This is a genomic window from Stappia sp. ES.058 (assembly GCF_900105595.1).
Taxonomy (GTDB): Bacteria; Pseudomonadota; Alphaproteobacteria; order Rhizobiales; family Stappiaceae; genus Stappia.
Genome location: NZ_LT629784.1, coordinates 3039657 through 3064271 on the forward strand (window position 1 = coordinate 3039657; position 24615 = coordinate 3064271).

25 protein-coding genes are annotated in these 24615 nt (G+C 66.1%); 10 read left to right on the forward strand and 15 right to left on the reverse strand.

What is annotated here, in order from left to right; all coding sequences use genetic code 11:
* Positions 1-29: 29 nt before the first annotated feature.
* The 8 genes from phnC to phnG form a co-directional block, all read right to left on the reverse strand.
* Positions 30-863 (reverse strand): phosphonate ABC transporter ATP-binding protein, encoded by an 834-nt coding sequence (phnC, locus tag BLU32_RS14145; RefSeq protein ID WP_093807967.1) that lies wholly within the window; start codon positions 861-863, stop codon positions 30-32.
* Positions 864-980: 117 nt separating this feature from the next.
* Positions 981-1595, reverse strand: coding sequence for a DapH/DapD/GlmU-related protein (locus BLU32_RS14150; protein WP_093807969.1), 615 nt, complete (start codon positions 1593-1595; stop codon positions 981-983).
* Between the two features lie 7 nt (positions 1596-1602).
* Positions 1603-2331, reverse strand: a complete 729-nt coding sequence (gene phnL, locus BLU32_RS14155; RefSeq protein WP_093807971.1) for a phosphonate C-P lyase system protein PhnL — start codon at positions 2329-2331, stop codon at positions 1603-1605.
* A 2-nt stretch (positions 2332-2333) separates the two neighbouring features.
* Positions 2334-3125, reverse strand: coding sequence for a phosphonate C-P lyase system protein PhnK (gene phnK / locus BLU32_RS14160; RefSeq protein ID WP_093807973.1), 792 nt, complete (start codon positions 3123-3125; stop codon positions 2334-2336).
* Positions 3122-4027 (reverse strand): alpha-D-ribose 1-methylphosphonate 5-phosphate C-P-lyase PhnJ, encoded by a 906-nt coding sequence (locus BLU32_RS14165; RefSeq protein WP_305849818.1) that lies wholly within the window; start codon positions 4025-4027, stop codon positions 3122-3124. The genes phnK and BLU32_RS14165 overlap by 4 nt, the downstream gene beginning before the upstream one ends.
* Complete coding sequence (locus BLU32_RS14170) at positions 4024-5148, reverse strand: carbon-phosphorus lyase complex subunit PhnI (protein WP_093807975.1); 1125 nt, start codon at positions 5146-5148, stop codon at positions 4024-4026. The genes BLU32_RS14165 and BLU32_RS14170 overlap by 4 nt, the downstream gene beginning before the upstream one ends.
* Position 5149: 1 nt before the next feature.
* Complete coding sequence (gene phnH / locus BLU32_RS14175; RefSeq protein ID WP_093807977.1) at positions 5150-5806, reverse strand: phosphonate C-P lyase system protein PhnH; 657 nt, start codon at positions 5804-5806, stop codon at positions 5150-5152.
* The gene (gene phnG / locus BLU32_RS14180) at positions 5806-6297 is read right to left on the reverse strand and encodes a phosphonate C-P lyase system protein PhnG (protein WP_197673614.1); all 492 of its coding nucleotides are present in this window, start codon (positions 6295-6297) and stop codon (positions 5806-5808) included. The genes phnH and phnG overlap by 1 nt, the downstream gene beginning before the upstream one ends.
* Positions 6298-6586: 289 nt before the next feature.
* On the opposite strand from phnG, the gene phnF reads away from it, so the two are divergent.
* Complete coding sequence (gene phnF / locus BLU32_RS14185; RefSeq protein ID WP_093807979.1) at positions 6587-7357, forward strand: phosphonate metabolism transcriptional regulator PhnF; 771 nt, start codon at positions 6587-6589, stop codon at positions 7355-7357.
* An 80-nt stretch (positions 7358-7437) separates the two neighbouring features.
* The gene (locus BLU32_RS14190; protein ID WP_093807981.1) at positions 7438-8094 is read left to right on the forward strand and encodes a hypothetical protein; all 657 of its coding nucleotides are present in this window, start codon (positions 7438-7440) and stop codon (positions 8092-8094) included.
* A 33-nt stretch (positions 8095-8127) separates the two neighbouring features.
* Here BLU32_RS14190 and BLU32_RS14195 read toward each other — a convergent pair whose 3' ends face one another.
* Positions 8128-8463 (reverse strand): hypothetical protein, encoded by a 336-nt coding sequence (locus BLU32_RS14195; RefSeq protein ID WP_093807983.1) that lies wholly within the window; start codon positions 8461-8463, stop codon positions 8128-8130.
* 178 nt (positions 8464-8641) lie between these two features.
* Positions 8642-8935, reverse strand: a complete 294-nt coding sequence (locus BLU32_RS14200; RefSeq protein ID WP_093807985.1) for a hypothetical protein — start codon at positions 8933-8935, stop codon at positions 8642-8644.
* A 166-nt stretch (positions 8936-9101) separates the two neighbouring features.
* Between BLU32_RS14200 and BLU32_RS14205 the strand changes: the two genes are divergently transcribed.
* Both BLU32_RS14205 and BLU32_RS14210 read left to right on the forward strand, forming a co-directional pair.
* Entirely contained in the window at positions 9102-10517 is a 1416-nt protein-coding gene (locus BLU32_RS14205; protein WP_093807987.1) for a tryptophan halogenase family protein, read from the forward strand.
* Positions 10499-11161, forward strand: a complete 663-nt coding sequence (locus BLU32_RS14210) for a hypothetical protein (protein ID WP_157727684.1) — start codon at positions 10499-10501, stop codon at positions 11159-11161. The genes BLU32_RS14205 and BLU32_RS14210 overlap by 19 nt, the downstream gene beginning before the upstream one ends.
* Positions 11162-11188: 27 nt before the next feature.
* On the opposite strand, the gene BLU32_RS14215 is transcribed toward BLU32_RS14210, so the two are convergent.
* The 5 genes from BLU32_RS14215 to doeA form a co-directional block, all read right to left on the reverse strand.
* The gene (locus tag BLU32_RS14215; protein ID WP_157727685.1) at positions 11189-12706 is read right to left on the reverse strand and encodes a DUF4135 domain-containing protein; all 1518 of its coding nucleotides are present in this window, start codon (positions 12704-12706) and stop codon (positions 11189-11191) included.
* Positions 12703-13944, reverse strand: coding sequence for a JmjC domain-containing protein (locus BLU32_RS14220; protein ID WP_093807993.1), 1242 nt, complete (start codon positions 13942-13944; stop codon positions 12703-12705). Before BLU32_RS14220 ends, BLU32_RS14215 begins: the two co-directional genes overlap by 4 nt.
* 16 nt (positions 13945-13960) lie before the next feature.
* The gene (locus BLU32_RS14225; protein ID WP_093807995.1) at positions 13961-14257 is read right to left on the reverse strand and encodes a nitrile hydratase subunit alpha; all 297 of its coding nucleotides are present in this window, start codon (positions 14255-14257) and stop codon (positions 13961-13963) included.
* A gap of 254 nt (positions 14258-14511) precedes the next feature.
* Positions 14512-15672 carry an acetylornithine deacetylase gene (gene argE, locus BLU32_RS14230; protein WP_093807997.1) on the reverse strand — a complete coding sequence of 387 codons (1161 nt, stop codon included), beginning with the start codon at positions 15670-15672 and terminating at the stop codon, positions 14512-14514.
* A gap of 63 nt (positions 15673-15735) precedes the next feature.
* Positions 15736-16920 carry an ectoine hydrolase DoeA gene (gene doeA, locus BLU32_RS14235; RefSeq protein WP_093807999.1) on the reverse strand — a complete coding sequence of 395 codons (1185 nt, stop codon included), beginning with the start codon at positions 16918-16920 and terminating at the stop codon, positions 15736-15738.
* A 195-nt stretch (positions 16921-17115) separates the two neighbouring features.
* On the opposite strand from doeA, the gene eutB reads away from it, so the two are divergent.
* The 6 genes from eutB (at position 17116) to BLU32_RS14265 (ending at position 24581) form a co-directional block, all read left to right on the forward strand.
* On the forward strand, positions 17116-18117 hold the full coding sequence (gene eutB / locus BLU32_RS14240) for a hydroxyectoine utilization dehydratase EutB (RefSeq protein WP_093808001.1): 1002 nt from the start codon (positions 17116-17118) through the stop codon (positions 18115-18117).
* Complete coding sequence (locus tag BLU32_RS14245) at positions 18107-19111, forward strand: cyclodeaminase (RefSeq protein WP_093808003.1); 1005 nt, start codon at positions 18107-18109, stop codon at positions 19109-19111. The genes eutB and BLU32_RS14245 overlap by 11 nt, the downstream gene beginning before the upstream one ends.
* A gap of 54 nt (positions 19112-19165) precedes the next feature.
* Positions 19166-19654 (forward strand): Lrp/AsnC family transcriptional regulator, encoded by a 489-nt coding sequence (locus BLU32_RS14250; protein ID WP_093808005.1) that lies wholly within the window; start codon positions 19166-19168, stop codon positions 19652-19654.
* A 127-nt stretch (positions 19655-19781) separates the two neighbouring features.
* Positions 19782-21266 carry an NAD-dependent succinate-semialdehyde dehydrogenase gene (locus BLU32_RS14255; RefSeq protein WP_093811066.1) on the forward strand — a complete coding sequence of 495 codons (1485 nt, stop codon included), beginning with the start codon at positions 19782-19784 and terminating at the stop codon, positions 21264-21266.
* 88 nt (positions 21267-21354) lie between these two features.
* Positions 21355-22725, forward strand: a complete 1371-nt coding sequence (locus BLU32_RS14260; RefSeq protein WP_093808007.1) for an aspartate aminotransferase family protein — start codon at positions 21355-21357, stop codon at positions 22723-22725.
* A gap of 335 nt (positions 22726-23060) precedes the next feature.
* Entirely contained in the window at positions 23061-24581 is a 1521-nt protein-coding gene (locus tag BLU32_RS14265; RefSeq protein WP_093808009.1) for an FAD-binding oxidoreductase, read from the forward strand.
* Positions 24582-24615 lie beyond the last annotated feature (34 nt).

A 24615-nucleotide genomic window follows, 5' to 3' on the forward strand; every position in this document is an offset into this window, starting at 1 on the left:
CCGTTTCGTGGGAAACCGATCCGTGAGCCTCAGCCGGCGAGCGCCGGCTGCAAGCCCCCTGCGGATGAGCGAGCGACCCGTGCGGGCGCCGTGATGCTGGTTGAGGTGATCGCTTCCGACAGCGCCTCGCCTTCGGCGCCATAGATGCGACGCGCCGCGTCCGTCGTCAGGTCCTCCGGCGGACCGTCGAAGACGACCGCGCCCTGCGACATGCCGATGATGCGCTCGCAGTAACTGCGCGCCGTATCGAGCGTGTGCAGGTTGGTGACGACGGTGATGCCGTCGCGCTCGTTGATGTCCTTCAGCGCATCCATCACCTTCTGCGCATTCAGGGGATCGAGCGAGGCAATGGGCTCGTCGGCAAGCACCATCTTCGGTCGCTGCATCAGCGCCCTTGCAATGGCTACACGCTGCTGCTGGCCACCGGACAGGGTACCGGCCGCCTGAAGCGCCGTCTGCGCGATGCCGAGTCGCTCGAGGGCGGCGATCGCCATGGCACGTTCGGCCTGCGAGAACATGCCGAGCAGGTTCTTCGCCGAGTTGCGATGGTTGAGCCGGCCGAGCAGGACGTTGGTGAGCACGTCGAGACGCGGCACCAGGTTGAACTGCTGGAAGATCATGGCGCAGTCGCGTTGCCAGTTGCGCAGTGCCTTGCCGCGCAGGGCCGACACCTCGGTGTCATTGAAGACGATGCGCCCGCCATTGGGGTCGATCAGCCTGTTGATCATCCGAAGCAGGGTCGACTTGCCGGCGCCCGAGCGCCCGATGATGCCGACCATCTGTCCGTCGGGAATGTCGAGAGTCACCGACTTTACCGCCGTGTTCGACCCAAACTTCCGTGTCACGCCTTCGAGCTTGAACATACGCCCCTCAATTCCTGTGGTGCGTGTTGCATAGCGCCGTTACATGACAGGCGATCTGCGGTTTTGTGACGATTTGCTTACACATCCGGCTCAGGTTCCGGCTAAGCAAACATGGCCTCAGCCGCCATGCCTGGCGAGAAACGCCTCGGCGCCGAGCACGCGGAAATCCTCAAGCGCGGAGCGCAGCCGCGCGTGGTCCCAGTCCCACCAGCAAAGCCTTTGCATGCGCTCCGCCACAACCTTCGGGAACCGGTCGCGAATGAGCTTTGCCGGCACACCGCCGACAATCGTGTAGGGCGCGACATCGCGGGAGACGACCGCCCCCGCGCCGATCACCGCGCCATCGCCGACCGTGACGCCGGGCAGGATCGTCGCCCCGTGGCCGATCCACACATCGTGACCGATAACCACACGCCCCTTGCGCCGCCAATTGAAAAAGGCGGCGTCGGGATCTGCGTCGGGCCAATAGTCGTTGGCGCGATAGGTGAAATGATGCAGCGTCGCACGCCAGGTCGGATGATTGGTGGCGTTGATGCGCACCGTCGCCGCGATATTGGCGAATTTGCCGATTTGCGCGCACCAGACGATGCCGTCCTGCATGATGTAGGAGTAGTCGCCCAAGGTCGTCTCGCTCATGCGCACGCGCTCGGCGACTTCGGTGTAGCGGCCCAGTTCGGACTGCGCGACATTTGCCGTCTCATGCACGAGCGGCGTCTCGGAGAGTTTCGTCATGACAGCCTCACGCCGCCTGTTTCGGCGCGAAGGCGCGCACGTCGATGATCCGGTCGGCGACCGCCTCGCGCACTTCCTCGTCATGAAAGATGCCGATCTGCGCGACGCCGGCGGCCTTCTTCTCCGAGATCATCCCGATGACGATGCGCCGGTTGGTGGCATCGAGCGAGGCCGTCGGCTCATCGAGAAGAAGCACGGGATGATCGGTGATGAAGCCGCGCGCGATGTTGACGCGCTGTTGCTCGCCGCCGGAAAAGGTCGCCGGCGGAAGCGCCCACAGCCGTTCGGGAACGTTGAGCCGCGCCAGCATCTCGCCGGCGCGCACACGGGCGGCCTCAAGCTCCTGCCCGCGCGCCGTCAGCGGCTCGGCGACGAGATCAAGCGCGCTGACGCGCGGCACCGTGCGCAGGAACTGGCTCACATAGCCGATGGTTTCCCGCCGCATGGCGATCACCGCACGCGGGTCGGCACTTGCAAGATCCACCATGTCGCCCCTGTGACGCACCAGGATGTGCCCGCCCTCGACGGCGTAGTTGCCGTAGAGCATCTTCATGATCGAGCTCTTGCCCGCGCCCGACGGCCCGCCGAGCACGACGCATTCGCCGGCCGCGACATCGAAACACGCACCCTCCACCACGGGCAGCACGATGCCGTCCTGCAGGTGCATGGTGAAGGCCTTGGAGAGACCGGCGACGCTGACGGCGAGCGCGGCCCCGGATGTGTTGGAGTTTGCCATCGTCACACCTGAAGGATGGAGGAAACAAGAAGCTGGGTGTAGGGCGCCTGCGGGTCGTCGAGCACGCGGTCGGTCAGACCGGCTTCGACCACGTCGCCGCCCTTCATCACGATCATGCGGTGCGACAGGAGACGCGCGACCGCGAGGTCGTGGGTCACCACGATGGCGGCAAGCCCGAGGTCGGCAACAAGCCCGCGCAACAGGTCGAGCAGGCGCGCCTGCACCGAGACGTCGAGCCCGCCGGTCGGCTCGTCCATGAAGACGAGGCGCGGACCGGTCACCAGATTGCGCGCGATCTGGAGGCGCTGTCGCATGCCGCCGGAAAAGGCGCGCGGCTGGTCGTCGATCCGGTCTTCGTCGATCTCGACGCGGTCGAGCCAGCCGGTTGCCGTTTCGCGGATGCGCCCGTAGTGGCGCTCGCCCACCGCCATCAGCCGTTCGCCGACATTGGCGCCGGCGGAGACCGTCATGCGCAAGCCGTCGGCCGGGTTCTGGTGCACGAAGCCCCAGTCGGTGCGCATCAGGAGACGCCGCTCCGCCTCGCTCATCTCGTAGAGATCGCGGGTTTCGCCGTCGCGCATGCGGTAGCGGACCGCGCCCGACGAGGGCTCGAGCCGGGTCGAGATGCAGTTCAAGAGCGTCGTCTTGCCGGAGCCGGATTCCCCGACGATGGCGACCACTTCGCCCGGATAGACGTCGAAGGAGACATCGCGGCAGCCGATGCGCGGCCCGTAGAATTTCGTCAGGCCGTCGACCGTGAGAAGTGGCGCGGCATCCTCGAAAAGCGAACTCATTGCGCCGTCTCCTTTGCGGCATAAGCGTCTTCGGCGGCGAGCCGGCCCTTGTGGCCCTGCTCAAGCCGGCCCTCGCAGTGATCGGTGTCGGAACAGACGAACATCCGCCCGCCCCGGTCATCGAGAATGACCTCGTCGAGATAGACGCCTTCCGCCGCGCAGAGCGCGCAGGGCTCATCGAAGCTCTGGATCTCGAAGGGGTGATCCTCGAAGTCGAGGCTGACGACGCGGGTATAGGGCGGGATCGCGTAGATCCGCTTCTCGCGCCCGGCGCCGAACAGCTGCAGCGCCGGCGACATGTCCATCTTCGGGTTGTCGAATTTCGGCGTCGGCGAAGGATCCATCACGTATCGGCCCGCGACCAGCACCGGATAGGCATAGGTCGTGGCGATATGGCCGTGGCGGGCGATGTCCTCGTAGAGCTTCACATGCATGAGGCCGTATTCCTCGAGCGCATGCATCTTGCGGGTTTCCGTCTCGCGCGGTTCCAGAAACCGCAGCGGCTCGGGGATCGGCACCTGATAGACCAGCACCTGCCCCTCGGTGAGCGGTTCCTCGGGAATGCGGTGGCGGGTCTGGATGATCGTCGCCTCGCGTGTGTGCGTCGTCACCGCGACATTGGCGACCTTCTGGAAGAAGGCGCGGATCGAGACCGCGTTGGTGGTGTCGTCGGCGCCCTGGTCGATCACCTTGAGCGTGTCGTCGGGACCGATGATGGAAGCGGTCACCTGCACGCCGCCCGTACCCCAGCCATAGGGCATCGGCATCTCGCGGCTGGCGAACGGCACCTGGTAGCCCGGAATGGCGATGGCCTTGAGGATCGCGCGGCGGATCATCCGCTTGGTCTGCTCGTCCAGATAGGCGAAATTGTATGTGGCGATGTCGCCTGTCATGGCGCTCATTCCGCGGCCTCCTGTGTGGCGGTGTCGGACCCTTCCGCCTTTTCCTCGAATTCGCCGCGCATGCGGCGCACGAGGTCGAGCTCGGCCTGGAAGTCGACGTAATGCGGCAGTTTCAGGTGCTCGACGAAGCCCGTCGCCTGCACGTTGTCGGAATGGGAGATCACGAATTCCTCGTCCTGCGCGGGCGCGACCCGGTCCTCGCCAAGCTCGCCCGCTCGCAAGGACCGGTCGACCAGCGCCATGGACATCGCCTTGCGCTCCGACTGGCCGAACACCAGCCCGTAGCCCCGCGTGAACTGCGGGGGAACCTTGGCCGACCCGGCGAACTGGTTGACCATCTGGCATTCGGTGACCTTGACGGCGCCGAGCGCCACGGAGAAACCAAGCTCGGGAACGTCCATTTCCACCTCGACCTCGCCCATGCGGATCTCGCCGGCGAAGGGATGGGTGCGGCCGTAGCCGCGCTGGGTGGAATAGCCGAGCGCCAGCAGGAAGCCCTCGTCGCCGCGCGCCAGCGCCTGCAGGCGCAGGTCGCGGGCCATGGGAAATTCCAGCGGCTCGCGCGTCAGGTCGCCGGAGGGTTCCTCCGGCAGCGCGTCGTCATCCGCACCGGTGGCGGTGCGCTCGATCAGGTCCTCATGCGCCAGAATGTCGGCCACCCGCGTCAGCGGGTCGCCTTCGCTCTCGCGCGCCGGCGCGGGCGGCACCTCGCCATCGCCAGCAAGCTCGGGATCGAGCAGACGGTGGGTGTAATCGAAGGTCGGCCCGAGCACCTGCCCGCCGGGCAGATCCTTGTAGGTCGCCGAAATCCGGCGCTCGGCAACCATCCCGCCGGTCTCCACCGGACGCGAGGCGCCGAAGCGCGGCAGCGTCGTGCGATAGGCGCGCAGCAGGAAGATCGCCTCGATCATGTCGCCGCGCGCCTGCTTGACGGCGAGCGCGGCAAGCTCCGGCGCATAGAGCGAGGCTTCCGCCATCACCCGGTCGACGCCGAGCGCGAGTTGCTCGACGAGCTGTTCCACGGTGATCGCCGGCACCGAGCGGTCGCCGCGCCGGCGGTCGGCGAGCATCTTGTGGGCGTTGGCGATGGCCGCCTCGCCGCCCTTGACTGCAACATACATGTCAGTTGGCCTCCGCGTTGGAAGAAGCACCGTCCGCATGAGCAACGACGGTCGTGCGCGGCAGCGCCACGAGATCGCGGTGTGCTACCAGCACCACATCGACGCCGCGCGGGAAGAGCGCGCGATTGGCGGCACGCGCGGCGACGAAACCGTCGGGCAGGCCGACGGGGGCAATCGCCGTTTCCGTCTCGATGCCGGGACCGGTGAGCGCCAAGATCGCCCCGCCGTCGAGCGCGGGCAGCGCCAGCACCAGCGTGGCGGCACGGTCGGGGTATTCCTGGGTGCCCGCATGAAGCGCGGCGTGCGCCGGCGGCGTGTCCCCTTGCGCGCAAAGGACGAAAGCGGCCTTTGCCGCGTCATCCCTCAGCGGGCAGCCGGCGTGAAAGGCGAGCCAGGCCCGCACCGCGTCCGTGCGCAGGGCGGGCGACAGCCACACCGGCGTATCGGGATCGCACAGGGTCAGCGCCACGGCGGCCATGCCCGCATCGAGCGGCGCCGGCGGCTGGAGACAGTCGTCGAGCGTCTTGCGCCTGCCCGGACAGGCCATAGCCTGCATCAGCGCGGTGAAAACCGCCTGTGACTGGAATACGGGATCGGCGAAACCGCCCTCGATTGCCTCGGACGAAAAGCGGCCGGCGTCGAAGTGAACCGTCTGCATCAGTCGTCTCCGCGTACCATGGTGAAGAAGTCGACCTTGGTCGCGGCCGCCTCGCGTTTCGTCTGTGTCGCCTCGCGCGCCCGGGCCGCCAGCAGCGGCGCGGTGATCGCGGCATCGATCTCCGCCCGGCTGCCGCCTTGCGTCCAGAGAGCGGCAAGCGTTGCCGAAAGGCGCGCCTTCGCCCGGTTCTGGCCGAGCGCATAGGCATGGCCGATGGCCCCACCCTCAAGCCGAACCGTTGCGCGGGTCACCGTCGCCTCGCCCAGATTGAACGGTGCGCCGTCTCCGCCGATGCGTCCGCGCACCATGACGAGACCCGTCTCGGGCCCCCGCACGGGAGCCGCCTCGGGCAACGGCCCGAGTGCCTCGGCGCAGGCGGCGATCTCGCCCGCCGGCGAGGCGGCCAGCACATCCATCAGGGTCTTCAGTCCGTGCGCCTCGTCCCCTTGCGGATCGGCGGCGGTTGCATGCCCGTTGGCTTGCGATGTCATTCACTCGCTCCGTTTCGTTCGACAGACCGGATCCCCGCTCCTGTCGATCAGGTCACGTCCTCCGGTCCCGTATACCGGCGATTTCCATATTTGTATAGTTTTATAGACAACCAACAGCAAGCACCCTATCTCCGCCGCATGACGCCTTGATGACCCTCGCTCCATCGAGGAACGCGATTGCGCAAAATACTTGCATCGAAGGAAGGGGCGGGCGAAACCGGCGTCCGGGCGAGACGAACGTCGCGGCATCGGCGACGTGACAACGGGAGACACGCGTGGACGCAGAGGGATGGTGAGCGGGATCGAACGGCGCAGCGGCGTCGCGCTGTGGCGCCAGATCGCCGACGACATTCGCGCCGCCATCGGCAACGGCGTCTATGACGCCGCCCGAAAACTGCCGACGGAAGCAGCGCTTGCCGCGCAATTCGACGTCAACCGCCACACAGTGCGCCAGGCATTGGCGGCGCTTGCCCGCGACGGCATCGTCCGGACCGTGCAGGGACGCGGTACGGAACTCCTGCCGCGCACACGCGTCAGCTATCCCATCAGCGCACGCACGCGATTTTCCGCAGGTCTTGGCGGACAGGTCGCGCGCGCCACCACCCGCTTTCTGGCAACGGAAAGCGAACCGGCGAGCGAAGAGGTCGCACGGGCCCTCGCCCTTGCGCCTCAGGCTCCAGTGCTGCGCATGGAAACAATCGGGGCCGCGGACGGCACGGCGCTGTCGCGCGCAACCCACTGGTTCGATGCCGCGCGCTTCGCCGACCTCCCGGCGCATTGCGCGCAAAGCGGCTCGATCACCCATGCCCTGAAGGCCTGCGGCGTCAGCGACTACAGGCGCTTCGCCACGGAAATCGGCGCGGCGCCTGCAAGCCGGGCCGATCGCGAGGATCTCGGCCTCGAGCCCGGCGCGGTGGTTCTTCTGACCACCTCCGTCAATGCCGATCAGGACGGCATGCCGATCCAGATGAGCCGTAGCCGCTTCGCCGCCGACAGGGTCACGCTTTCGGTGCGCAATGCGCCCGAAGTACGGGGTGAGGCCGGGGACGGCGACCAGTAGCGCCTCGACCGGTAGCGCCTGTACACGCACGGCGAACGTGCCGTAGACTCAGGCATTGCGCGGGATGGGGGAAGAGTGCCATGAAACGGATCGTCGCATGCCTGATTGCCGCAGTGTCGCTTGCCCTGACCGGGGCGGCCCGGGCGGATCAATTCCATTCCGGCAGCTTCATGCTGTCCCCGAGCGCGAAGACGCTCGTCCTGATGGACCCGCCGCCGGATGCGCCCTTGCTCATTGCGCTGCAATGCGACGACATAACCATTGACAGCGAATACCCGCGCTACCGGGTAACCGTCGACGGCGCACAAGTCATCTCGACGTTCAACGAGGAAAGCGGCGCCTTCGTGAAAGGGCGCGAGATCTCGGTCCATCTGCAACAGGACCGCCCGAACAAACCCTGCACCTGGACGGCTTTGGGCGACACGACGGAGAGCTTTTCCTCCGAGTGGCGCTACGACCCGAGCCGCGATCACACGATGATGCTCGCCGCCTTCGACACGCCGACCCGTTTCCAGATCGCCTTCAACGCCAGCAACGTCTCCTGCGATCCGGGCACCGTGACGCTCTACCGGGACGGCAAGGAACTGCGGGATCCGGGCGGCGACCCGATGCCGCTGCTGGCCGGCAGCAGTTTCATCGGAACCGCACGCATCGTGCATCTGACGATTGCCGGCGGCTGCCAGGGCGACGGCCGCTACACCGGTACGATATCGGTGCCTGCGACCGCCGCGAACTAGGATGAGGCCCGGCCGGGCCACGGGCCTGCCCCGTCAGGGAAGATAGGTCAGGCTTTCCAGCGTCGGCCCGTCCCAGAACTGGAACCGCGCGACGACGGATTTTTCAAAAAGGTCGTCCTCCCCCGCAACGGTCTCCTCGCAGCCCGCGAACAACATGTCGCGGCTGACCTGTCCGGCGGCCTCGTCATAGGCATAGTCCCAGTTGATCGGCCCGTCGCATTTGCCGAGGCCCGCGACCATGGCCGCAACGCCCGCCGCCCCGGCCGGGGTTGCCAGGAACCGCTTGAAGTCGACCTCATCGGCCATCGCGCCCGACACCAGGGTCGCGCTCAGGACGCAGGCCCCGGCAAATGTCTTCACAAACCTCATTTGATCCCCATCGTCCGGTATGTCTGCGGCACAGCGCCGACCAGCGGCGACCGGAAGCGCCCGCGCGTCGCGAACAGGTGGCAGCCAACTTCCAAAGATTGAGTAAACCCATGCGCTTGCACATCACTGGGCGCCGGAGTGAACCGTCAGGTCGCTTCCTCGTGTTCTCTCGCCTCGATCAGAACACCGCACTCCAGGGATGCACGGAGGGTCGGGCTTCGGGATGTGTGCGCAGGTAATGATGCAGCACATGCAACAGTTCGCGCACATGATCGGCGTTGTCGCGCGCGCGTGCGGCGCGAATGTCGTCGATAATCATGTCGCGCACACGGGCCTCGCCGGTACTCGCCTGGGACAGATATTGCGCCAGACCGCAAGCGACCGCCTCGCTGATATGCTCGTGTTCGGCAATCGCGCGGATTTCATCCTCGCTGAGACCGCTCAACGCCACACAGTCCGCCAGACTGATCATGATCTCTTCCCCACGATCCGTGACTCAGCGTCAAGGATGTCACCAAACGCTCAGGTTTCCAACTTCGCGAAATTGCGGACACCAACCGCGAGACGCATGCGCTTGACCAATCCACGGTTGCGGACCATCCTGAGGCCTGTGAACCGGAAAAAAAGCAAACTGCCCCATGAGCGACCTCAGGCAAACCGACATCGCCGTGATCGGAGGCGGCGCAACCGGATGGATGGCAGCCGCCTACCTGAAGCGCTTTCTGCCGTCGGCCGGAATAACCGTGATGGAATCGCCCACCGTCGCGCCGCTCGGCGTCGGGGAATCGCTCAACGACATCTCGCGGCGCTTCAACTCAGCCCTCGGGCTCGATGAGCACGATTTCCTGCGCGCCACCGACGGGACCTACAAGATCGGCATCCGCTTCGAGAACTTCGACCGTCCGGGCGGGGATTTCTACCACCCGTTCGGCCGGCCCGGCACACACCACAGAGCACGACCAGATGCTCAAGAGGCCTATGCCGCGACCGGATTGTGCCGACAAAACCGCTTCGACCCCGGCCAGGAGGCGCGCGGCTATCACGTCTGCGCCACCCGTTACAGTGCTGTCCTGCGCGACTTCGCCCGCGCGCTCGGCGTCCATCACATCAAGCGCCATGCACGCGACGTTGAGCGTATTGGCGACGACGTCGCAAGTGTGGAAGGCGTGTCGGCGGATCTCTTCATCGACTGCACCGGCTTTCGGGCGCTGCTCATCGGGGAAGCGCTCGACACCCCCTTCGAACCGCTGTCCGACGTGCTTTTCAATGATGCTGCCGTTGCGCTGCGCGTGCCCTATGACGCGGTGAGCGAGCGGCCCTTCCCCTACACCCGCTGCACGGCAATGGACGCCGGCTGGATCTGGCGCATCCCGCTCTGGTCCAGGCTTGGCGCCGGCTATTGCTACAGTTCAGCCCATATCTCACCCGCACAGGCGGAGGCGGACCTGCGGGCCGAGCTGAAACTGCCCCCCGGCACGCCGGACTTTGCGGGCACTTCGGACACAGCGTGGGGAGACCACGATCTCAAGCCGATGCATATCGCCTTCCGCCACGGACGCCACGCGCGCGCCCGGCGTGGCAACTGCGTGGCGCTCGGCGGCGCCTTCGGCTTTATCGAACCGCTGGAATCCACCGGCCTTTCGATGACCCAGGCAGCGATCATGGCGCTGGTCCCCGGACTTGCCGACCTCGGCGGATGGGACCGGCTGTGCCGAGACCGCTTCGACACCACCGTGGACTTCATCTTCGCCCACTACTGGCTGAGCAAACGCATGGACACAGCCTACTGGCGCGACCTGAAGCAATGCACTCCCAGCCGACGCCTGTCACGGGTGATCGAGGCTGCCGGGCGCGGCGACTACCGTGCGATCGAAACCGATCCCGGCTTTTTCTACCGACCGAGCAACTGGGACGTCGTGCTTTCCGGCATGGGCGCCTTCGATGACCGTCCGCGCATCGTCGCCACAGATCCGGAAGATCGTCACTGCCCCGATTTCGTTTCCCATCTCGCCACCCACATTCACGGACCCACCAAATGGTCTCAGCTTCAATAGATCGCGCCGACCCCCAAGGCCTTGCAACGCTGGAGCCGGTCCGCAGCCTCACGGTGGACCGGGTTCCGTTGCACCTCTACCGCTGGACGGACGGTCAGGCGCTTGCCGAAGTCCGAGCGGCGGTGCTTGCGCGCGAGGCGGAGATCCTGAGCCTGCCGCGCAGCGCGGAGTGGAGCGCACGTCACGACCACGTCGCCTCGTCGCGCTATGCCAGCTACAACCTCCTGGCGCTTGAGGAACCGGCATTCGCCATGCTCGGAAAGGCGATCCGCGCCAGCGTCAACGCGCTGCGCGCGGCGCGCGGCTTGCCCGAAAAGCCGATGTACATCCAGTGCTGGTCGAACATCCTGCGCGCGGGGCAGGCGCTTCCGCGCCATGCCCATCCCTATCCGATGCACGGCCACATCAACATTTCCACCGCCGGAAGCGTGACGCGCTACGGCGTGAGCGAGCCGGTGGAGATCGACAACCGGCCGGGCGATATCACTCTGTTCGCCGGGCCCGGCCTTGCCCATGAGGTGCCGGCCTACACAGGCCCGGACGCCCGCATTTCCGTGGCCTTCGATCTCCTGCCGGTCGTCTGGGTCGAGGCGGACCCGCGCTGGAAGAAACGCCACGCGGAGCGCAGTTTCATTCCGTTTTGACGAGACCCGCGTCCCCGCCTTCCCGCTTCACCCGGCGGGCGCGAGCGCGGTCTTGATCTCGCGCACCAGCGGGTCAAGCGCGGCTTCGCTCAGTTTCGAGAGCCGGCGCAAGGCAACGTCCCGACCGTTCAAGAGAGGGGAAAGCGCCAGCCCGCCTTCAACAATTCGAGGCCCGCCGCCGGTCTCGACATGATAGAATTTCGGAATGGACAGCCGAACCAGTTCGGCGCATTCGCTGGCGACAATCGCATCCGCGACATCGGCGGAAAGCGGCGCGGACAGCGGCAGTCCGGCGATCATGTTCGCGATCCAGTCAGGCGAGCACCCCGCCGCCAGATAGCCGGCCAGGAGCTCGCCATAGAGCACGGTGGCGCGCGCCACAAACCGCCCCTCGCCGAAGGGCGTTCGAAACGGCGCGCCCGCGCATGAAAGCGCCTCGCGCAAGCGCAAGGCATCGTCCGCCGCCTCCAGAAACCCTTGCGCCACTCCCTCGCCGTGCCCCGACGCGGGCACGGCCAGTTCTCCCGTATGCGGCAAATTGGACAGGCTGTCTTCGGCGACATCGCATCTGGCGAGCGACACACGCCCGTCAGTGTCAACGCTGAACCGGCGAACCGTATGACACGGTGCGGTCGAAACAGGCAGGCCCGCGCGCGACCGTTGCCCGTCTGCTCCCGCCGCCGGCAGGAATCCGGTTGTTGCCAGCGGCGCGGCATGGGCATCGTCGCCAGGATAAAAACACGCCTCGCAATCGACGAGCCAGGGTTCTCCGCCCCGGGCAACGAGATTGGAGGCGACCGCATCGCGCGAATTGGTCAGCCACAGCCAGAAAAGCAAATGCCCTGCGCGGCGGAAATAGGCATCCACCTCCTCACCATCCGCCGCGGCACGGGCCTCGACCCACCGGCACCAGCCATAGCCATCACACACAAGGGTGAATGGTGCATAAAGCACCGAGACGGCCCCGTGCCCGTCGAGCCAGTGGCCAAGGTCGGCCCAGACAGCCTCGCGCGCCACCGGCCGGGGCTTGTAGGCCAGCACGCTGCCCTCATCGAACGCAATACGCCGCACGCAGGCGCCGCGATGATATTCTCCGCGAGCGCCCGAAATCCGCGCCACGCCAGCACTTCCGGACATGCCAAACGCACGGTCGAGCGCCGCCGCATCCGCATCAAGCCGCGCCATCATCGCGGCAACGCCAGCCGTCCAGTCAGCAAGAAACACCGTCAGTTGCCGGGAGAGACTGCGCGCGCCGGCCTGCCCGGCAGCCTCTTGAAAGGTCGCGAAATCGCCGGTTGCCGAAAGACCGGACAGCGGACGCGGCGCACCGGCGGCTTGCGCCATCACCGTATCGGCAAGCGCGATCTCGCAAAGCGCATCGGCCGCCTCATCCACCAGGTCGCACAAGGCCGCCGGCGCCAGGCGCACCCCGGGCGCATCCACCTGCATTTGGGCGGTCCGCTGCGCGTGCGCCACCGCATGCGTTGCCAGCGTGCGGCAGACATCGAACTCCGGCAGATCCCGTGCCCGGCCGTGATAGATCACGCCGGTGGACAGAGCGTGAGGAGCCCGTTGCGCGCAAGCATGCGCACCAGGTCGACACGGGCGTCGATGTCGAGCGGTTCGGGAAGGTCGCGCGCGCAAAACGGCGCATGGGAGCGCGCGATCCAGCGCAACGCGCCGCCGGCCACCAGCGGCGCCTCGATGCAGCCCGGCTGGAGATCCTCGTCGGTTGCAAGGCCGATCCCGGGAAACTGGATGCGCACCGCCCCATCCTTTTCGTAGACGTGACAGGGGCATTCCGGACGGCGCAGAACCTGCGTGTCGGCGTCGATTTCCTCCGCCCGCGTCGCGACCCGGATATGTTCGCCCGGCAGGGGGCGCAACTGCGCGCCGAGACTTTCCATCAGCCGCTCCATCGCGAGCTTCCGGGGGCGTCGCTTGCCGCCGGTCTCGGCGAGACGCGCAAGCTTTTCCGCGCACAACGCATCGAAGGCCTCCCCGTCGAGCTGGAGGATCGAGCTGCGAAATGCGGGGTCCTGTTCCGCCGCGACCTGCACCAGGGCCGACAGATAGTCTACCCAGCGCAGCGGTCTGAAGCCCATCGTCAGATGGAAGGAGTGTCCCTGAAGCGTGTGCGGCCCGTGCACCAGGCCACGCGGCACATAAAGAAGATCGCCCGGCTCGAGATCGAAGACGGCGGTCGGCTCGCCCACGCTGGCCTGGTCGATCAGATGGATTTGCCGGTCGATCGGAAGCTCCAGCCGCTGGTCGAACAGCGGCCAGCGCTTGGTGCCCTCCAACTGCAGGATGAAAACGTCATGCGTGTCGAAATGGGCGAGGAACCCCTGCTGCTCGGTGGGCGTCAGAAACCCGTTGGCCGCGACCTTGCCGCCGAACTCCGCCTCGATGGTGCGCGCCACCCGCGCCACCGGCACCGACATCGTGTCCATGCCGTTGAGGATCAGCGTGCAGCCGTCGGCGAGCCGGTCCACCGACCAGCGAAACAGGCTCTTGCCCTGCGAGGGATGCGGCATCGCGAAATAGCTGCCGCGGCGGTTGACCCTCAGCACCCGGCGCAGCTTTTCCTCCTGGCTCCACAGCAGATGCTCGAAGCCCTCGATATCGGGAAAGCCCGGATAGCGCTCGGCGACGCTTTTGCCGGTGAGATGGAGCGGCGCCTTTTCGTAGTGGTCGGCGAAAAACTCTTCCACCGACAGCGGCGCGAGCAGCGAGGCGAGGCTCGCCGACGCTTCCGCCGGCGTGCTTGCCCGGACGGTCATGACGTTCTCCCGTGGGTCAGAACAGCTCGAGCTGAATGGCGACCATCTGCGCGGCGATCGTCATCAGGTCGTCCCTGTCGAGCTTCAGCAGATCCGGGGGCGAGGGAATGACGATGTTCTTGTGGGTCTTGGTGTCGAAGTGAAACTGGACCTTGACGTCGCCGCCCTTCTCGAACTCGAAGCCCTCTTCCTCGAGCATCCGGTGCGGCTGTTCCGACAGCATTTTGGCATAGTCCGGATCGGTCCAGGCCTTGACCACGATCCGCGCCATGATCTCGCGATTTCCCTTGTCATCCTTCGGTGAGCTGACCATTTTCCCGTATCTCCCTCAAATCTCGTACAAAAATCATGACCCCTCCCTTTCGGGAGGACGGAAACATCTGCGGCGACATGAAAACGCGGGAACGATCCGGTCGCCACACCTTAAAAGTGTAGTCAGAAACACTAGAAAAGTTCAATCAAACAAAAAACGCGCCAAGGTTGCATTCATGGGCGAAGCAATGCCGCAGTCCCCGCTTCGACACTCGCCGGCAACCCGGCCTGACCCGCCAGGCCCGGGCACGCGCATCAGGCGGTCAGCTTGCGCTCCAGGCCGCACAGCATGTCGAGGCAGGACTGAAGCTGGTCGCGGCTGACGAATTCGTCCGGCTTGTGTGCCTGGGCGATCGATCCGGGTCCGCAGACGACCGCCGACATGCCGAACGCCTGAAACAGCCCGGCTTCCGTGCCGAAGGCAACCACATCGGCGCCATTGGCGCCCGTGAGTTCGGCAACGATGCGCCGCGCCTCGTTGTCGTCGACGGGCTCAAGCCCCGCGACCTCGCCGATCACCTCCGTGACAATATCCGCATCCGCGGAAACGGCCCGCATCGCCGGCAGCAATTCATCGGCCACGTAGGCTTCGATGCGCGAACGCACGAACAGGCGGTCGGCCTCCGTCACGGGCCGCATTTCCCAGTCGACACTGCAATGGCCGGGAATGACATTATGCGCGACACCGCCGGTGAGACGCCCGACCTGCACCGTCGTCCAGGGCGGGTCGAACCGGCTCGCGGCCGGCGCGCGCGCCTTCAGCGCCTCGCGCAGCTCCATCAGTCGCGCAACGTAGCGCACGGCATATTCAACGGCATTGACGCCCGCATCCGGGGCCGACGCATGTCCTTCAAATCCGGTGAAGCGTGTGGTGTATTCGCAGCATCCCTTGTGGCCCTCGATAATGCGCATCTCGGTCGGTTCACCGATGATCGCCACAGACGGGCGCAGTTCCAGCCGCGCGAGATCGTCGACGAGCTGGCGGGCGCCGAGACATCCCACCTCCTCGTCGAACGTGAAGGAAAAATGCAGCGGCCGGGTGAGCTTTTGCGCGGCATAGCGCGGTGCAACGGCCATAGAGGCGGCGATGAACCCCTTCATGTCGCAACTGCCGCGCCCGTAGAGCAGCCCGTCGGCCTCGCGCAAGCGGAAGGGGTCGGACGACCAGTCCTGATCCTCCACCGGCACCACGTCGCTGTGGCCGGACAGCACGATGCCACCGTCGACTTCCGGACCAAGCGTTGCGAAGAGATTGGCCTTGTGACCGGTGTGATCGATCATCACATGGGTGCGCGCGCCCAGTTCGCCGAGGTAATCCGCAGCATAGGCGATCAGTTCCAGATTGCTGTCGCTGGACACGGTCGGAAAGGCGATCAGGTCGGCGAGAATGTCGTGCGTGTCATCGATCAGGGCCATCGGGCACTCCCCTGGTTCTGGCCATGGTTTCCGGCCGTGAATACGGCCTCTCGTCTCGAACCTTCAGATCTTGACGATAAGCTCCCGCGGCCGCTTGCACAGGCACTCGGCCGCACCTTCCGGCTTGATCAGGATGCTCTCGGTGATCTCCATCCCCCAGGAATCCATCCAGAGACCCGGCATGAAATGAAACGTCATGCCGGCTTCCAGCACCGTCTCGTCGTCGGCGCGCAAGGAGATCGTGCGCTCGCCCCAGTCCGGCGGATAGCTCACGCCGATTGGATAGCCGCAGCGCGCGGAGCGTTCGATGCCGGCCCGCGTCAGCGGCGCGCCGAGCGCCTCGGCGATGTCGGCGGCGGTGTTGCCGGCGCGCGCGGCATCCAGGCCGGCCTCGAGCCCTTCCACCAGCGCCATCTCCGCGTCCAGCAGATATTGCGGCGGCTTGCCGAGATAGACAGTCCGGCAAAACGGCGCATGATAGCGGCGATAGCAGCCGGCGATCTCGAAGAACGTGGCGCTTTCCGCCTCGATCAGCCGCCCGTCCCACGTCAGATGCGGGGCAGCCGCATCCGATCCGCTCGGCAGCAGGGGAACGATCGCCGGATAGTCGCCCCAGGCGTCCTCGGTGCCGCGGATTGCATCGGCATAGATGTCGGCGACCAGGTCGGTCTTGCGCATGCCGGGCCGGATGCGCTCGACGATGCCGTCGATGATCTTTTCCGAGATCCGTGCCGCGCGGCGCATGAAGACGATCTCCTCGTCGGACTTCACCGCCCGTTGCCAGTTGACCAGCGCGGTCGCATCGACGAAGTCCGCTTCCGGAAGCTCGCTTTGCAGCGTCAGATATGCCTTGGCCGTAAAATAGTAGTTTTCCAGCTCCACGCCGATACGCTTGTCGTCGTAACCGTAGCTGCGAATGATCGCCGCCAGCGTTTCCATCGGGTGACGCAGCGTCGACTGAACATAGAAATCGGGATAGCCGGAGACCCGCTCGTCGTCCATCCACACGGTGCGAACCGCGCCATTGGCGTCCTGCAGCCGTCCCCACCAAATCGGCTCCGCGTCGTGAAACACCAGAACGCCCTGGTGAACGTAGAACGACCATCCGTCATAGCCGGTCAGCCAGGCCATGTTGGACGGGTCCTCGACGAAGAGAATGTCAATGTCATTCTCGCGCATGGCGGCGCGCACTTTTTCCAGACGACGCGAGAACTCAGCTGCGGAAAACGGTAGTTCGGACGCCGTCATAACTCCCCCTGTGTGCAATCTGGTAAAAGATTGGCCTGATTCGCGTTGTACACACGCTGTGCTGTGTTTGGACAGGGGGTTTTTCGTTTGTGTCGCCTTTGCGCGCTTTGAATGCGGCCTGACAGGATTGACGCAGGCAGCGCCGCGTGCTCGCCTGCGCGGTGACGGAAAACCCGCCGACAAGGCAGGACCAACGTGCATCTGAGCGATATCCTCTCCGCCGCCCGTGTCATCGCCGGCACGGCGACCCGTACGCCGCTGGTGCCCGCGCCGGCCTTCGCGGCCCATGCCGGCCAGCCCTTTTTGCTCAAGCTGGAAACCACCCAGCCGATCGGCGCCTTCAAGCTGCGCGGCGCGCTCAACGCGCTCGCCCATCTGCCGAAAGGCACGACGGGCGTGACCTGCTGTTCCACCGGCAACCACGGTCGCGGCGTCGCCTATGCGGCGCGGGCGCGCGGCCTGAAGGCGGTCGTCTGCATGTCCGCGCTGGTGCCGCAAACCAAGGTCGACGGCATCCGCGCGCTGGGGGCCGAGGTGCGCATCACCGGTCGCAGCCAGGACGACGCGCTTGCCGAAAGCAGGCGGCTTGCGCAAGAAGAAGGACTTGTCGAAATCTCGCCCTTCGACGATCCGCATGTGATCGCCGGCCAGGGCACCATCGGACTGGAACTGCTGGAAGACGCACCCGATCTCGACACGATCCTCATGCCCCTCTCCGGCGGCGGTCTCGCCGCCGGTGTCGCGCTGGCGGCCAAGGCGATCAATCCCGCGATCCGGGTCATCGGCATCTCGATGGAGCGCGGCGCGGCCATGCACGCCTCGATCCAGGCCGGTCATCCGGTCGAGGTCGAGGAGGTCGAAAGCCTTGCCGATTCGCTTGGCGGCGGCATCGGGCTGGACAACCGCCTGTCCTTCGCGCTGTGCAGCAAACTTCTCGACGACATCGTGCTGGTCAGCGAGGAAGAGATCTACCGCGCCATGCAGGCGCTCTATTTCGAGGAACGCCTTGTCGCCGAAGGCGCCTGCGTCGTCGGCATCGCGGCCCTCATGGCCGGCAAGCTGCCGACGTCGAAAGGCCCGCTCGCCACCATCATCACGGGGCGAAACGTCGACATGGAGGTCTTCACCCGCGTGGTGACGGGCAAGGACGTGACGCTCGGCGACCTCCGGATAAAGGGACGCCCCTATGCCGCATGACATCCTGATCGCAACCGAAGCGGAACTGCGCGCGGCCGTGCCGCTCGATCTCGCCGCCGTCGATGTCGTGGAGCGCGCATTTGCAGCGCTTGCAACAGGCGATGTGGTGATGCCCCCGATCCTCTCGATGGACCTGCCGATGGTCAACGGCGAGGTCGACGTCAAGACCGCCTATATCCCGGGCTTCGACGGCTTCGCCATCAAGGTCAGCCCCGGCTTCTTCGACAATCCGGCGCTTGGGCTTCCCAGCCTCAACGGGTTGATGATCCTGTTTTCGGCCAGGACCGGTCTGGTCGAGGCGCTCTTTCTCGACAACGGCTATCTCACCGACATTCGCACGGCCGCCGCCGGTGCCGTCGCGGCCCGTCACATGGCGCCGGAGACGGTGGAGACGGTCACGGTCTTCGGCACCGGTGTGCAGGCAAGGCTCCAGGTCGCCGCCGCCCGTCTGGTGCGCCCGTTCTCGCGCGTCTTCGTCTGGGGACGCGATCCGCAAAAGGCGCAAGCCTGTGCCCGCGACATCGCCGCCATGCTCGGCGTCGGGGCATCCGCCACCGATGATCCCGCAAGCGCGGTCGCGCAAAGCCAACTCGTCGTCACCACGACGCCGGCGCGCGACCCTGTCTTTCTGGCCGACTGGCTGCACCCGGGTCTTCACATCACCGCCATGGGGTCCGACCAGAACGCCAAGAACGAGATCGAGCCGTTGGCCCTCGCCCGCGCCGATGCCTATGTCTGCGACCGGGTGAGCCAATGCGAGAAACTCGGCGAATTGCGCAGCGCGCGGGCCGCCGGCCTGCTCTTGCAGGAGACGCCGGCGGAACTGGGCGAGGTGATCGCCGGCGCGCGGACGGGACGGCGCGCGCCCTCCGACGTGACGATCTGCGACCTCACCGGCACCGGCGCTCAGGACACCGCGATTGCAACCCATGTCTTTGCGCTTTGCCGGAACATGGATAGAGGCGCCGGCATCGGAACCATCATCAACGCGTGATCCGGGGCGGCAGCAAGATGGACAGGCAGGGGTGGCTGGCGCTATGACCGTTTGATGCTCCGTCTCGATGATCGTGACCTCGCCATCCTGAAAGTGCTCTGCCGCGAAGGCCGGCTGTCGAAGGCCGACCTCGCGCGCCGCATCAACCTGAGCCCGACGCCCTGCTGGGAGCGGTTGAAGCGGCTGGAAAAGGCCGGCATCATCGAAGGCTACAGCGCCCGCATCGCGCTGAAGAAAACCGCGCCGCATGTCACCATCTTCGTCACGCTGGAACTCGACAATCACAGCGCCGGCGCCTTTCAGCTGTTCGAGCAGATGGTGGAAAGCCAGGACGAGATCCTCCACTGCTGGGCGCTTGGTGGCGGGTTCGACTATCTCATGCAGATCGTCACCCGCGACGTCGACAGTTATCAGCGGCTGATCGATCGCCTGCTCGATCGCGGTCTGGGGCTGGCGCGCTACTACACCTACATCGTCACAAAGGACGTGAAATCCTCCGGCATCCCGCCGCTGGAGATTCTGATCGCCGGCCCAACAGACTGATCGGCCTGCGAAAGCGTTTCAAAAAAGACGGATCGTCTGGCATGCCCGGCCAGTTCAGATGCATCGTCTGCGCGTGCGCGCCCATCCTGTCGTCAACCACGCGATCGCCAACAGGGAGTTCGGCGCCATGATCAAGACGGGAACGGAAACCGGCCACACGCGACCCTCGCTTCATGACGCACGTTTGATGCGACAGTTCGCCTATGTCGGCGGCCGGTGGATCGCCGGCGAAACGGGCGAAACCATCGCCGTGCGCAATCCCGCCGACGGCGAGCGTCTAGGCGAGGTCGCGAGCCTTACCGCCGACCAGAGCGCAGAGGCCGTCAGCGTCGCCCATTCAGCCTTCGCCGACTGGTCCCTGACCCTTCCGCAAGCCCGCTCGCATATCCTGCGCCGCTGGTTCGAGCTGATCATGGAGCACAAGGAAGACCTCGCCCGGCTGATGACGCTGGAACAGGGCAAGCCGATTTCCGAAGCCCGTGGCGAGATCGACTATGCCGCCTCCTTCGCGGAATTCTATGCCGAGGAAGCCAAGCGCCCGAACATCGAAAGCGTGACCTCGCATCTTCCCGACGCGGAGATGGAAGTCTGGCTGGAACCCGTCGGCGTCGCGGCGCTTGTCACGCCCTGGAACTTCCCGTGCGCGATGATCACCCGCAAGGCGGCAGCCGCCCTTGCCGCCGGCTGCACGGTGCTGATCCATCCCTCGCATGAAACCCCGTTCTCGGGGCTGGCGCTCGCCGAACTTGCCGAGCGCGCGGGCTTCCCCGCCGGCGTCTTCAACGTCGTCACCGGCGATGCGGCAACCATTGTCGGCGCCTGGGCGGCGGACGCCCGCGTGCGCGCCGTCTCCTTCACCGGCTCCACCGAGATCGGCCGGCTGATCTACCGTCAATGCGCGGCAACCGTGAAACGCATGGTGCTGGAACTTGGCGGCCACGCACCCTTCATCGTCTTCGCCGATGCGGATCTCGACCGCGCGGTCGACGAGGCGATCAAGGCCAAGTTCGCCACCTCCGGCCAGGACTGTCTCGGCGCCAACCGCTTCTATGTCGCCCGCCCGCTCTACAAGCGCTTCTGTGAGCTCTTCACCGAACGTGCCCGGGCGCTGAGCGTCGGCGTCGGTCTCGACGACCCCGACATCGGTCCGTTGATGAACGACGCGGCGATCGCCAAACAAGTGTCGCATGTCAACGATGCGCTGGAGCACGGCGCGACGCTGCTTGCCGGCGGCGAGCGCCATTCGGCCGGGCCGTTGTTCTACCAGCCCACGGTTCTGGCCGACGTGCCCGACGCGGCGCTGATCATGCGCGAGGAGACCTTCGGACCGGTCGCCGCGATCACCCCCTTCGACACGGAAGACGAGGCGATTGCGCGCGCCAACGACAGCGAATACGGACTGGTCGCCTATGTCCACACCCAGGACGCGCGACGCACCTACCGGCTGACGCGGGCCCTCACCTACGGCATGGTCGCGGTCAATCGCACGAAAGTGACCGGCGCGCCGATCCCCTTCGGCGGCATGAAACAGTCCGGCGTCGGGCGCGAGGGCGCGGCGCTCGGCATGCAGGCCTTCATGGAACTCAAATACGTCTGCCGCGACTGGGCTTGAGCCCGGTCCATGCAGTACGATACGCCAAACACATGATTTCTTTACAGGATCCATATAGCGATCCTGGGATACGAAAGGGAGACATCGAATGCTGACCAACGATCAACTGGGCAAGTGGGACCGCGAAAGCTTCTTCCACCCCTCCACCCATCTGGCGCAGCATGCGCGCGGCGAAAGCCCGACGCGCGTGATCACCGGCGGCGATGGCGTTCACATCGAGGACCGCGACGGCAATCGCCTGCTCGACGCCTTTGCCGGCCTTTATTGCGTGAACGCCGGCTATGGCCGCAAGGAGATCGCCGATGCGATCGCCGCCCAGGCGCATGAGCTTGCCTATTATCACGCCTATGTCGGCCACGGCACGGAGGCCTCGATCACGCTGGCGCACATGGTGCTGGAGCGTGCGCCCGAAAACATGTCGAAGGTCTATTTCGGCCTGAGCGGATCGGATGCCAACGAGACCAACATCAAGCTCGTCTGGTACTACAACAACATTCGCGGGCTGCCGCAGAAGAAGAAGATCATCTCGCGCTGGCGCGGTTACCACGGCTCCGGCCTGATGACCGGATCGCTGACGGGCCTCGAGCTCTTCCACAAGAAGTTCGACCTGCCGTTGGCGCAAGTTGTTCACACGGAAGCCCCCTACTACTTCCGCCGACCCGACCTCGACATGAGCGAGGCCGATTTCGTCGCCCATTGCGTCGCCGAGCTGGAAGCGCTGATCGACCGCGAGGGTGCCGACACCATCGCAGCCTTCATCGGCGAACCGGCGCTCGGCACCGGCGGCATCGTGCCCCCGCCCGCCGGCTATTGGGCCGCGATCCAGGAGGTGCTGAAGCGCCACGACATCCTGCTGATCGCCGACGAGGTCGTCACCGGCTTTGGCCGTCTCGGCTCCATGTTCGGCTCGGATCACTACGGCATCGAGGCCGACATCATCACCATCGCCAAGGGCCTGACCTCCGCCTATGCGCCGCTGTCCGGCTCGATCATTTCCGACAAGGTCTGGAAGGTGCTGGAACAGGGCACCGACGAAAACGGCCCGATCGGCCACGGCTGGACCTATTCCGCCCATCCGATCGGCGCGGCCGCCGGCGTCGCCAACCTCAAGCTGATCGACGACCAGAACCTCGTCGCCAATGCCGGCGAGACGGGCGCCTATTTCAACGACGCAATGCGCGAGGCGCTGGCCGACCACAAGCATGTCGGCGACGTGCGCGGCGAAGGCCTCTTGTGCGCGGTCGAATTCGTCGAAGACAAGGCGAACCGGACCTTCTTCGACCCGTCCAAGAAGATCGGCGCGCTCGTATCGGGTGCCCTGCTCAAGCATGGCGTCATCGGCCGCGCGATGCCGCAGGGCGACATCCTCGGCTTCGCCCCGCCGTTCTGCCTGACACGCGCGGAAGCGCTCCATGTGGTCGCCAAGACCCGCGAGGCGGTGAACGAGGTCCTCGGCTGACACCACCGCCAGACCGCATCTTTGAAGAGCGCGTGAGGGGCCACCCTCGCGCGCTTTTTTTGAACGATCCGCAATGACCGGCTTCGCGTTCGCTTTTGCAAATCCTGCAAAATGAAGCAAGAAATTTGCGAAGATTGATTTTGAGATTGCCGATTTTGCAAAAATCGCCGCGTCTCGCGCTGCCTTGCCGCAAGGGCCGGTACCGGGGGTTTCCGCTTTCCCGGACCGGGGACAAGCCGCCGTCCCGCGGGGTCATGGGCACCCGTCGCAAAGGCCTCGCGAATCGCGTCTAATCGCGGCACCTCGCATCCAGGGACCAGCGCTCCGTGACATCCATGCCTCCTGCCATCGACCCGAGCGCGCTTGCCGCCTTTCTCGAGACCGCAAGCACCCGCATCGGGGCGAACCGCGTTGTTGCCGGCACTGCCATCGGCGCGGAATGGACGCAGGCGACGCTGCCTTGGGCAGCCGGTCCTCTGGCGGTTCTTTCGCCGGAAACCGCCGACGACGTGCCGGATCTTCTGGCGCGCGCCGCCAGCCACGGCGTGCCTCTCCACCCGGTCAGTCGCGGCCGCAGCTGGGGCCTCGGCTCGCGGCTGCCGCCGCGCGATGCCGCGATCCTCGATCTCTCCGGGCTAGACCGTATTCTCGATGTCGACATGACAGGCGGCACGGCCCGCATCGAGCCCGGCGTCACCTTCGAGGCGCTGCAGGCCCGGCTGAAGGACGAGGGGCTCGCCTTCCACCTTCCCTCCTTCGGCGGACCGCGCGACGCCAGCGTGCTCGCCAACGCGCTGGAGCGCGGCGAGGGCGCCGGGCCAATGGGCGACCGGTTCGCATCGCTGTGGGATCTCGACGTGGCGCTTGCCACCGGAGAGCGCTTCCGCACCGGACACGCCCGCTTTGGTCAGGATCGGCTGTCGGCCCTGCATGCCCGCCCGGCCGGCCCGCTGGTCGAGGGGCTGTTCAGCCAGTCCGGCCTCGGCGTCGTGCTGTCGGGCCGCATCGCGCTGCAGCCGACCCTTCCCTATGCCAACATGATCCTCGCCGACATCGGTCCGAAAGAGGGCCTGGACGCCGCGCTCGCGACCCTGACCCGGCTGATCCACGCCGGTCTCGTCGCGCCGCATTCGGCCGCGATCTGGAACGGTGCGAAACGCGTCTCCTCGCTGGTCGGCCGCCACCACGCCGATGCCGGGCTCCTCGGCACCAGGCCCGACGACTGGGCGCTTTCCGTCGTGGTCGCGGCGGCCCATCCCGACCTGCTTCAGCTGAGCGTCAGGATCGTCACCAGCGAACTCGCCAAGGTCTGCCGCGACATCAACGTCCAAAGCGACCGCGACGCCGAGGGCCGCCGGCAGGAAACGCCGATCACCGGCTTCAGCGACGGCAACAACGTCATGAGCGCCTATTGGGGCAAGGCGGAGCTGCCGGAGGTGCCGGGAAACCCGGATCTCGACGGCTGCGGCTTCCTGTGGGTCTGCCCGGCGCTGCCGCTGGAAGGAGCCGCTGCGCGCGCGCTTGCCGACCTGCTGGAAACGGTCGCGGCCGGCACATCGCTCTATCCCGCGCTCGGCCTGCAGGCGGTCAGCGCCCGCGCCCTGCACGGCTATGTCTCGCTTGCCTGGGACCGCGCCGTGCCCGGCGCCGACGAGGCCGCGATGACGGCGCATGACGCGGTGATCAGGGGCTGTCATGCGCTCGGCTTTGCGCCCTATCGGCTGGGCCTGGCGGATGCGGATGCGCTCGACGAGATCGCCACCGCCGGCGACGACTGGCCGCAGGTGCTCGCCCGCCTGCGCGCAGCCCTCGATCCGTCCGGGACGCTCTCACCCGGTCGTCTCAGGGGTCTCTAGCCAGACCGAAACCAAAGAAAAAGGGCCGGCAAGG

What these genes read in the sequence shown, in the direction of transcription:
- phnC (WP_093807967.1), bottom strand. Translation starts at nt 863, where the DNA reads ATGTTCAAGCTCGAAGGCGTGACACGGAAGTTTGGGTCGAACACGGCG.
- BLU32_RS14150 (WP_093807969.1), bottom strand. Translation starts at nt 1,595, where the DNA reads ATGACGAAACTCTCCGAGACGCCGCTCGTGCATGAGACGGCAAATGTC.
- phnL (WP_093807971.1), bottom strand. Translation starts at nt 2,331, where the DNA reads ATGGCAAACTCCAACACATCCGGGGCCGCGCTCGCCGTCAGCGTCGCC.
- phnK (WP_093807973.1), bottom strand. Translation starts at nt 3,125, where the DNA reads ATGAGTTCGCTTTTCGAGGATGCCGCGCCACTTCTCACGGTCGACGGC.
- BLU32_RS14165 (WP_305849818.1), bottom strand. Translation starts at nt 4,027, where the DNA reads ATGAGCGCCATGACAGGCGACATCGCCACATACAATTTCGCCTATCTG.
- BLU32_RS14170 (WP_093807975.1), bottom strand. Translation starts at nt 5,148, where the DNA reads ATGTATGTTGCAGTCAAGGGCGGCGAGGCGGCCATCGCCAACGCCCAC.
- phnH (WP_093807977.1), bottom strand. Translation starts at nt 5,806, where the DNA reads ATGCAGACGGTTCACTTCGACGCCGGCCGCTTTTCGTCCGAGGCAATC.
- phnG (WP_197673614.1), bottom strand. Translation starts at nt 6,297, where the DNA reads ATGACATCGCAAGCCAACGGGCATGCAACCGCCGCCGATCCGCAAGGG.
- phnF (WP_093807979.1), top strand. Translation starts at nt 6,587, where the DNA reads ATGGTGAGCGGGATCGAACGGCGCAGCGGCGTCGCGCTGTGGCGCCAG.
- BLU32_RS14190 (WP_093807981.1), top strand. Translation starts at nt 7,438, where the DNA reads ATGAAACGGATCGTCGCATGCCTGATTGCCGCAGTGTCGCTTGCCCTG.
- BLU32_RS14195 (WP_093807983.1), bottom strand. Translation starts at nt 8,463, where the DNA reads ATGAGGTTTGTGAAGACATTTGCCGGGGCCTGCGTCCTGAGCGCGACC.
- BLU32_RS14200 (WP_093807985.1), bottom strand. Translation starts at nt 8,935, where the DNA reads ATGATCAGTCTGGCGGACTGTGTGGCGTTGAGCGGTCTCAGCGAGGAT.
- BLU32_RS14205 (WP_093807987.1), top strand. Translation starts at nt 9,102, where the DNA reads ATGAGCGACCTCAGGCAAACCGACATCGCCGTGATCGGAGGCGGCGCA.
- BLU32_RS14210 (WP_157727684.1), top strand. Translation starts at nt 10,499, where the DNA reads ATGGTCTCAGCTTCAATAGATCGCGCCGACCCCCAAGGCCTTGCAACG.
- BLU32_RS14220 (WP_093807993.1), bottom strand. Translation starts at nt 13,944, where the DNA reads ATGACCGTCCGGGCAAGCACGCCGGCGGAAGCGTCGGCGAGCCTCGCC.
- BLU32_RS14225 (WP_093807995.1), bottom strand. Translation starts at nt 14,257, where the DNA reads ATGGTCAGCTCACCGAAGGATGACAAGGGAAATCGCGAGATCATGGCG.
- argE (WP_093807997.1), bottom strand. Translation starts at nt 15,672, where the DNA reads ATGGCCCTGATCGATGACACGCACGACATTCTCGCCGACCTGATCGCC.
- doeA (WP_093807999.1), bottom strand. Translation starts at nt 16,920, where the DNA reads ATGACGGCGTCCGAACTACCGTTTTCCGCAGCTGAGTTCTCGCGTCGT.
- BLU32_RS14245 (WP_093808003.1), top strand. Translation starts at nt 18,107, where the DNA reads ATGCCGCATGACATCCTGATCGCAACCGAAGCGGAACTGCGCGCGGCC.
- BLU32_RS14250 (WP_093808005.1), top strand. Translation starts at nt 19,166, where the DNA reads ATGCTCCGTCTCGATGATCGTGACCTCGCCATCCTGAAAGTGCTCTGC.
- BLU32_RS14255 (WP_093811066.1), top strand. Translation starts at nt 19,782, where the DNA reads ATGATCAAGACGGGAACGGAAACCGGCCACACGCGACCCTCGCTTCAT.
- BLU32_RS14260 (WP_093808007.1), top strand. Translation starts at nt 21,355, where the DNA reads ATGCTGACCAACGATCAACTGGGCAAGTGGGACCGCGAAAGCTTCTTC.
- BLU32_RS14265 (WP_093808009.1), top strand. Translation starts at nt 23,061, where the DNA reads ATGCCTCCTGCCATCGACCCGAGCGCGCTTGCCGCCTTTCTCGAGACC.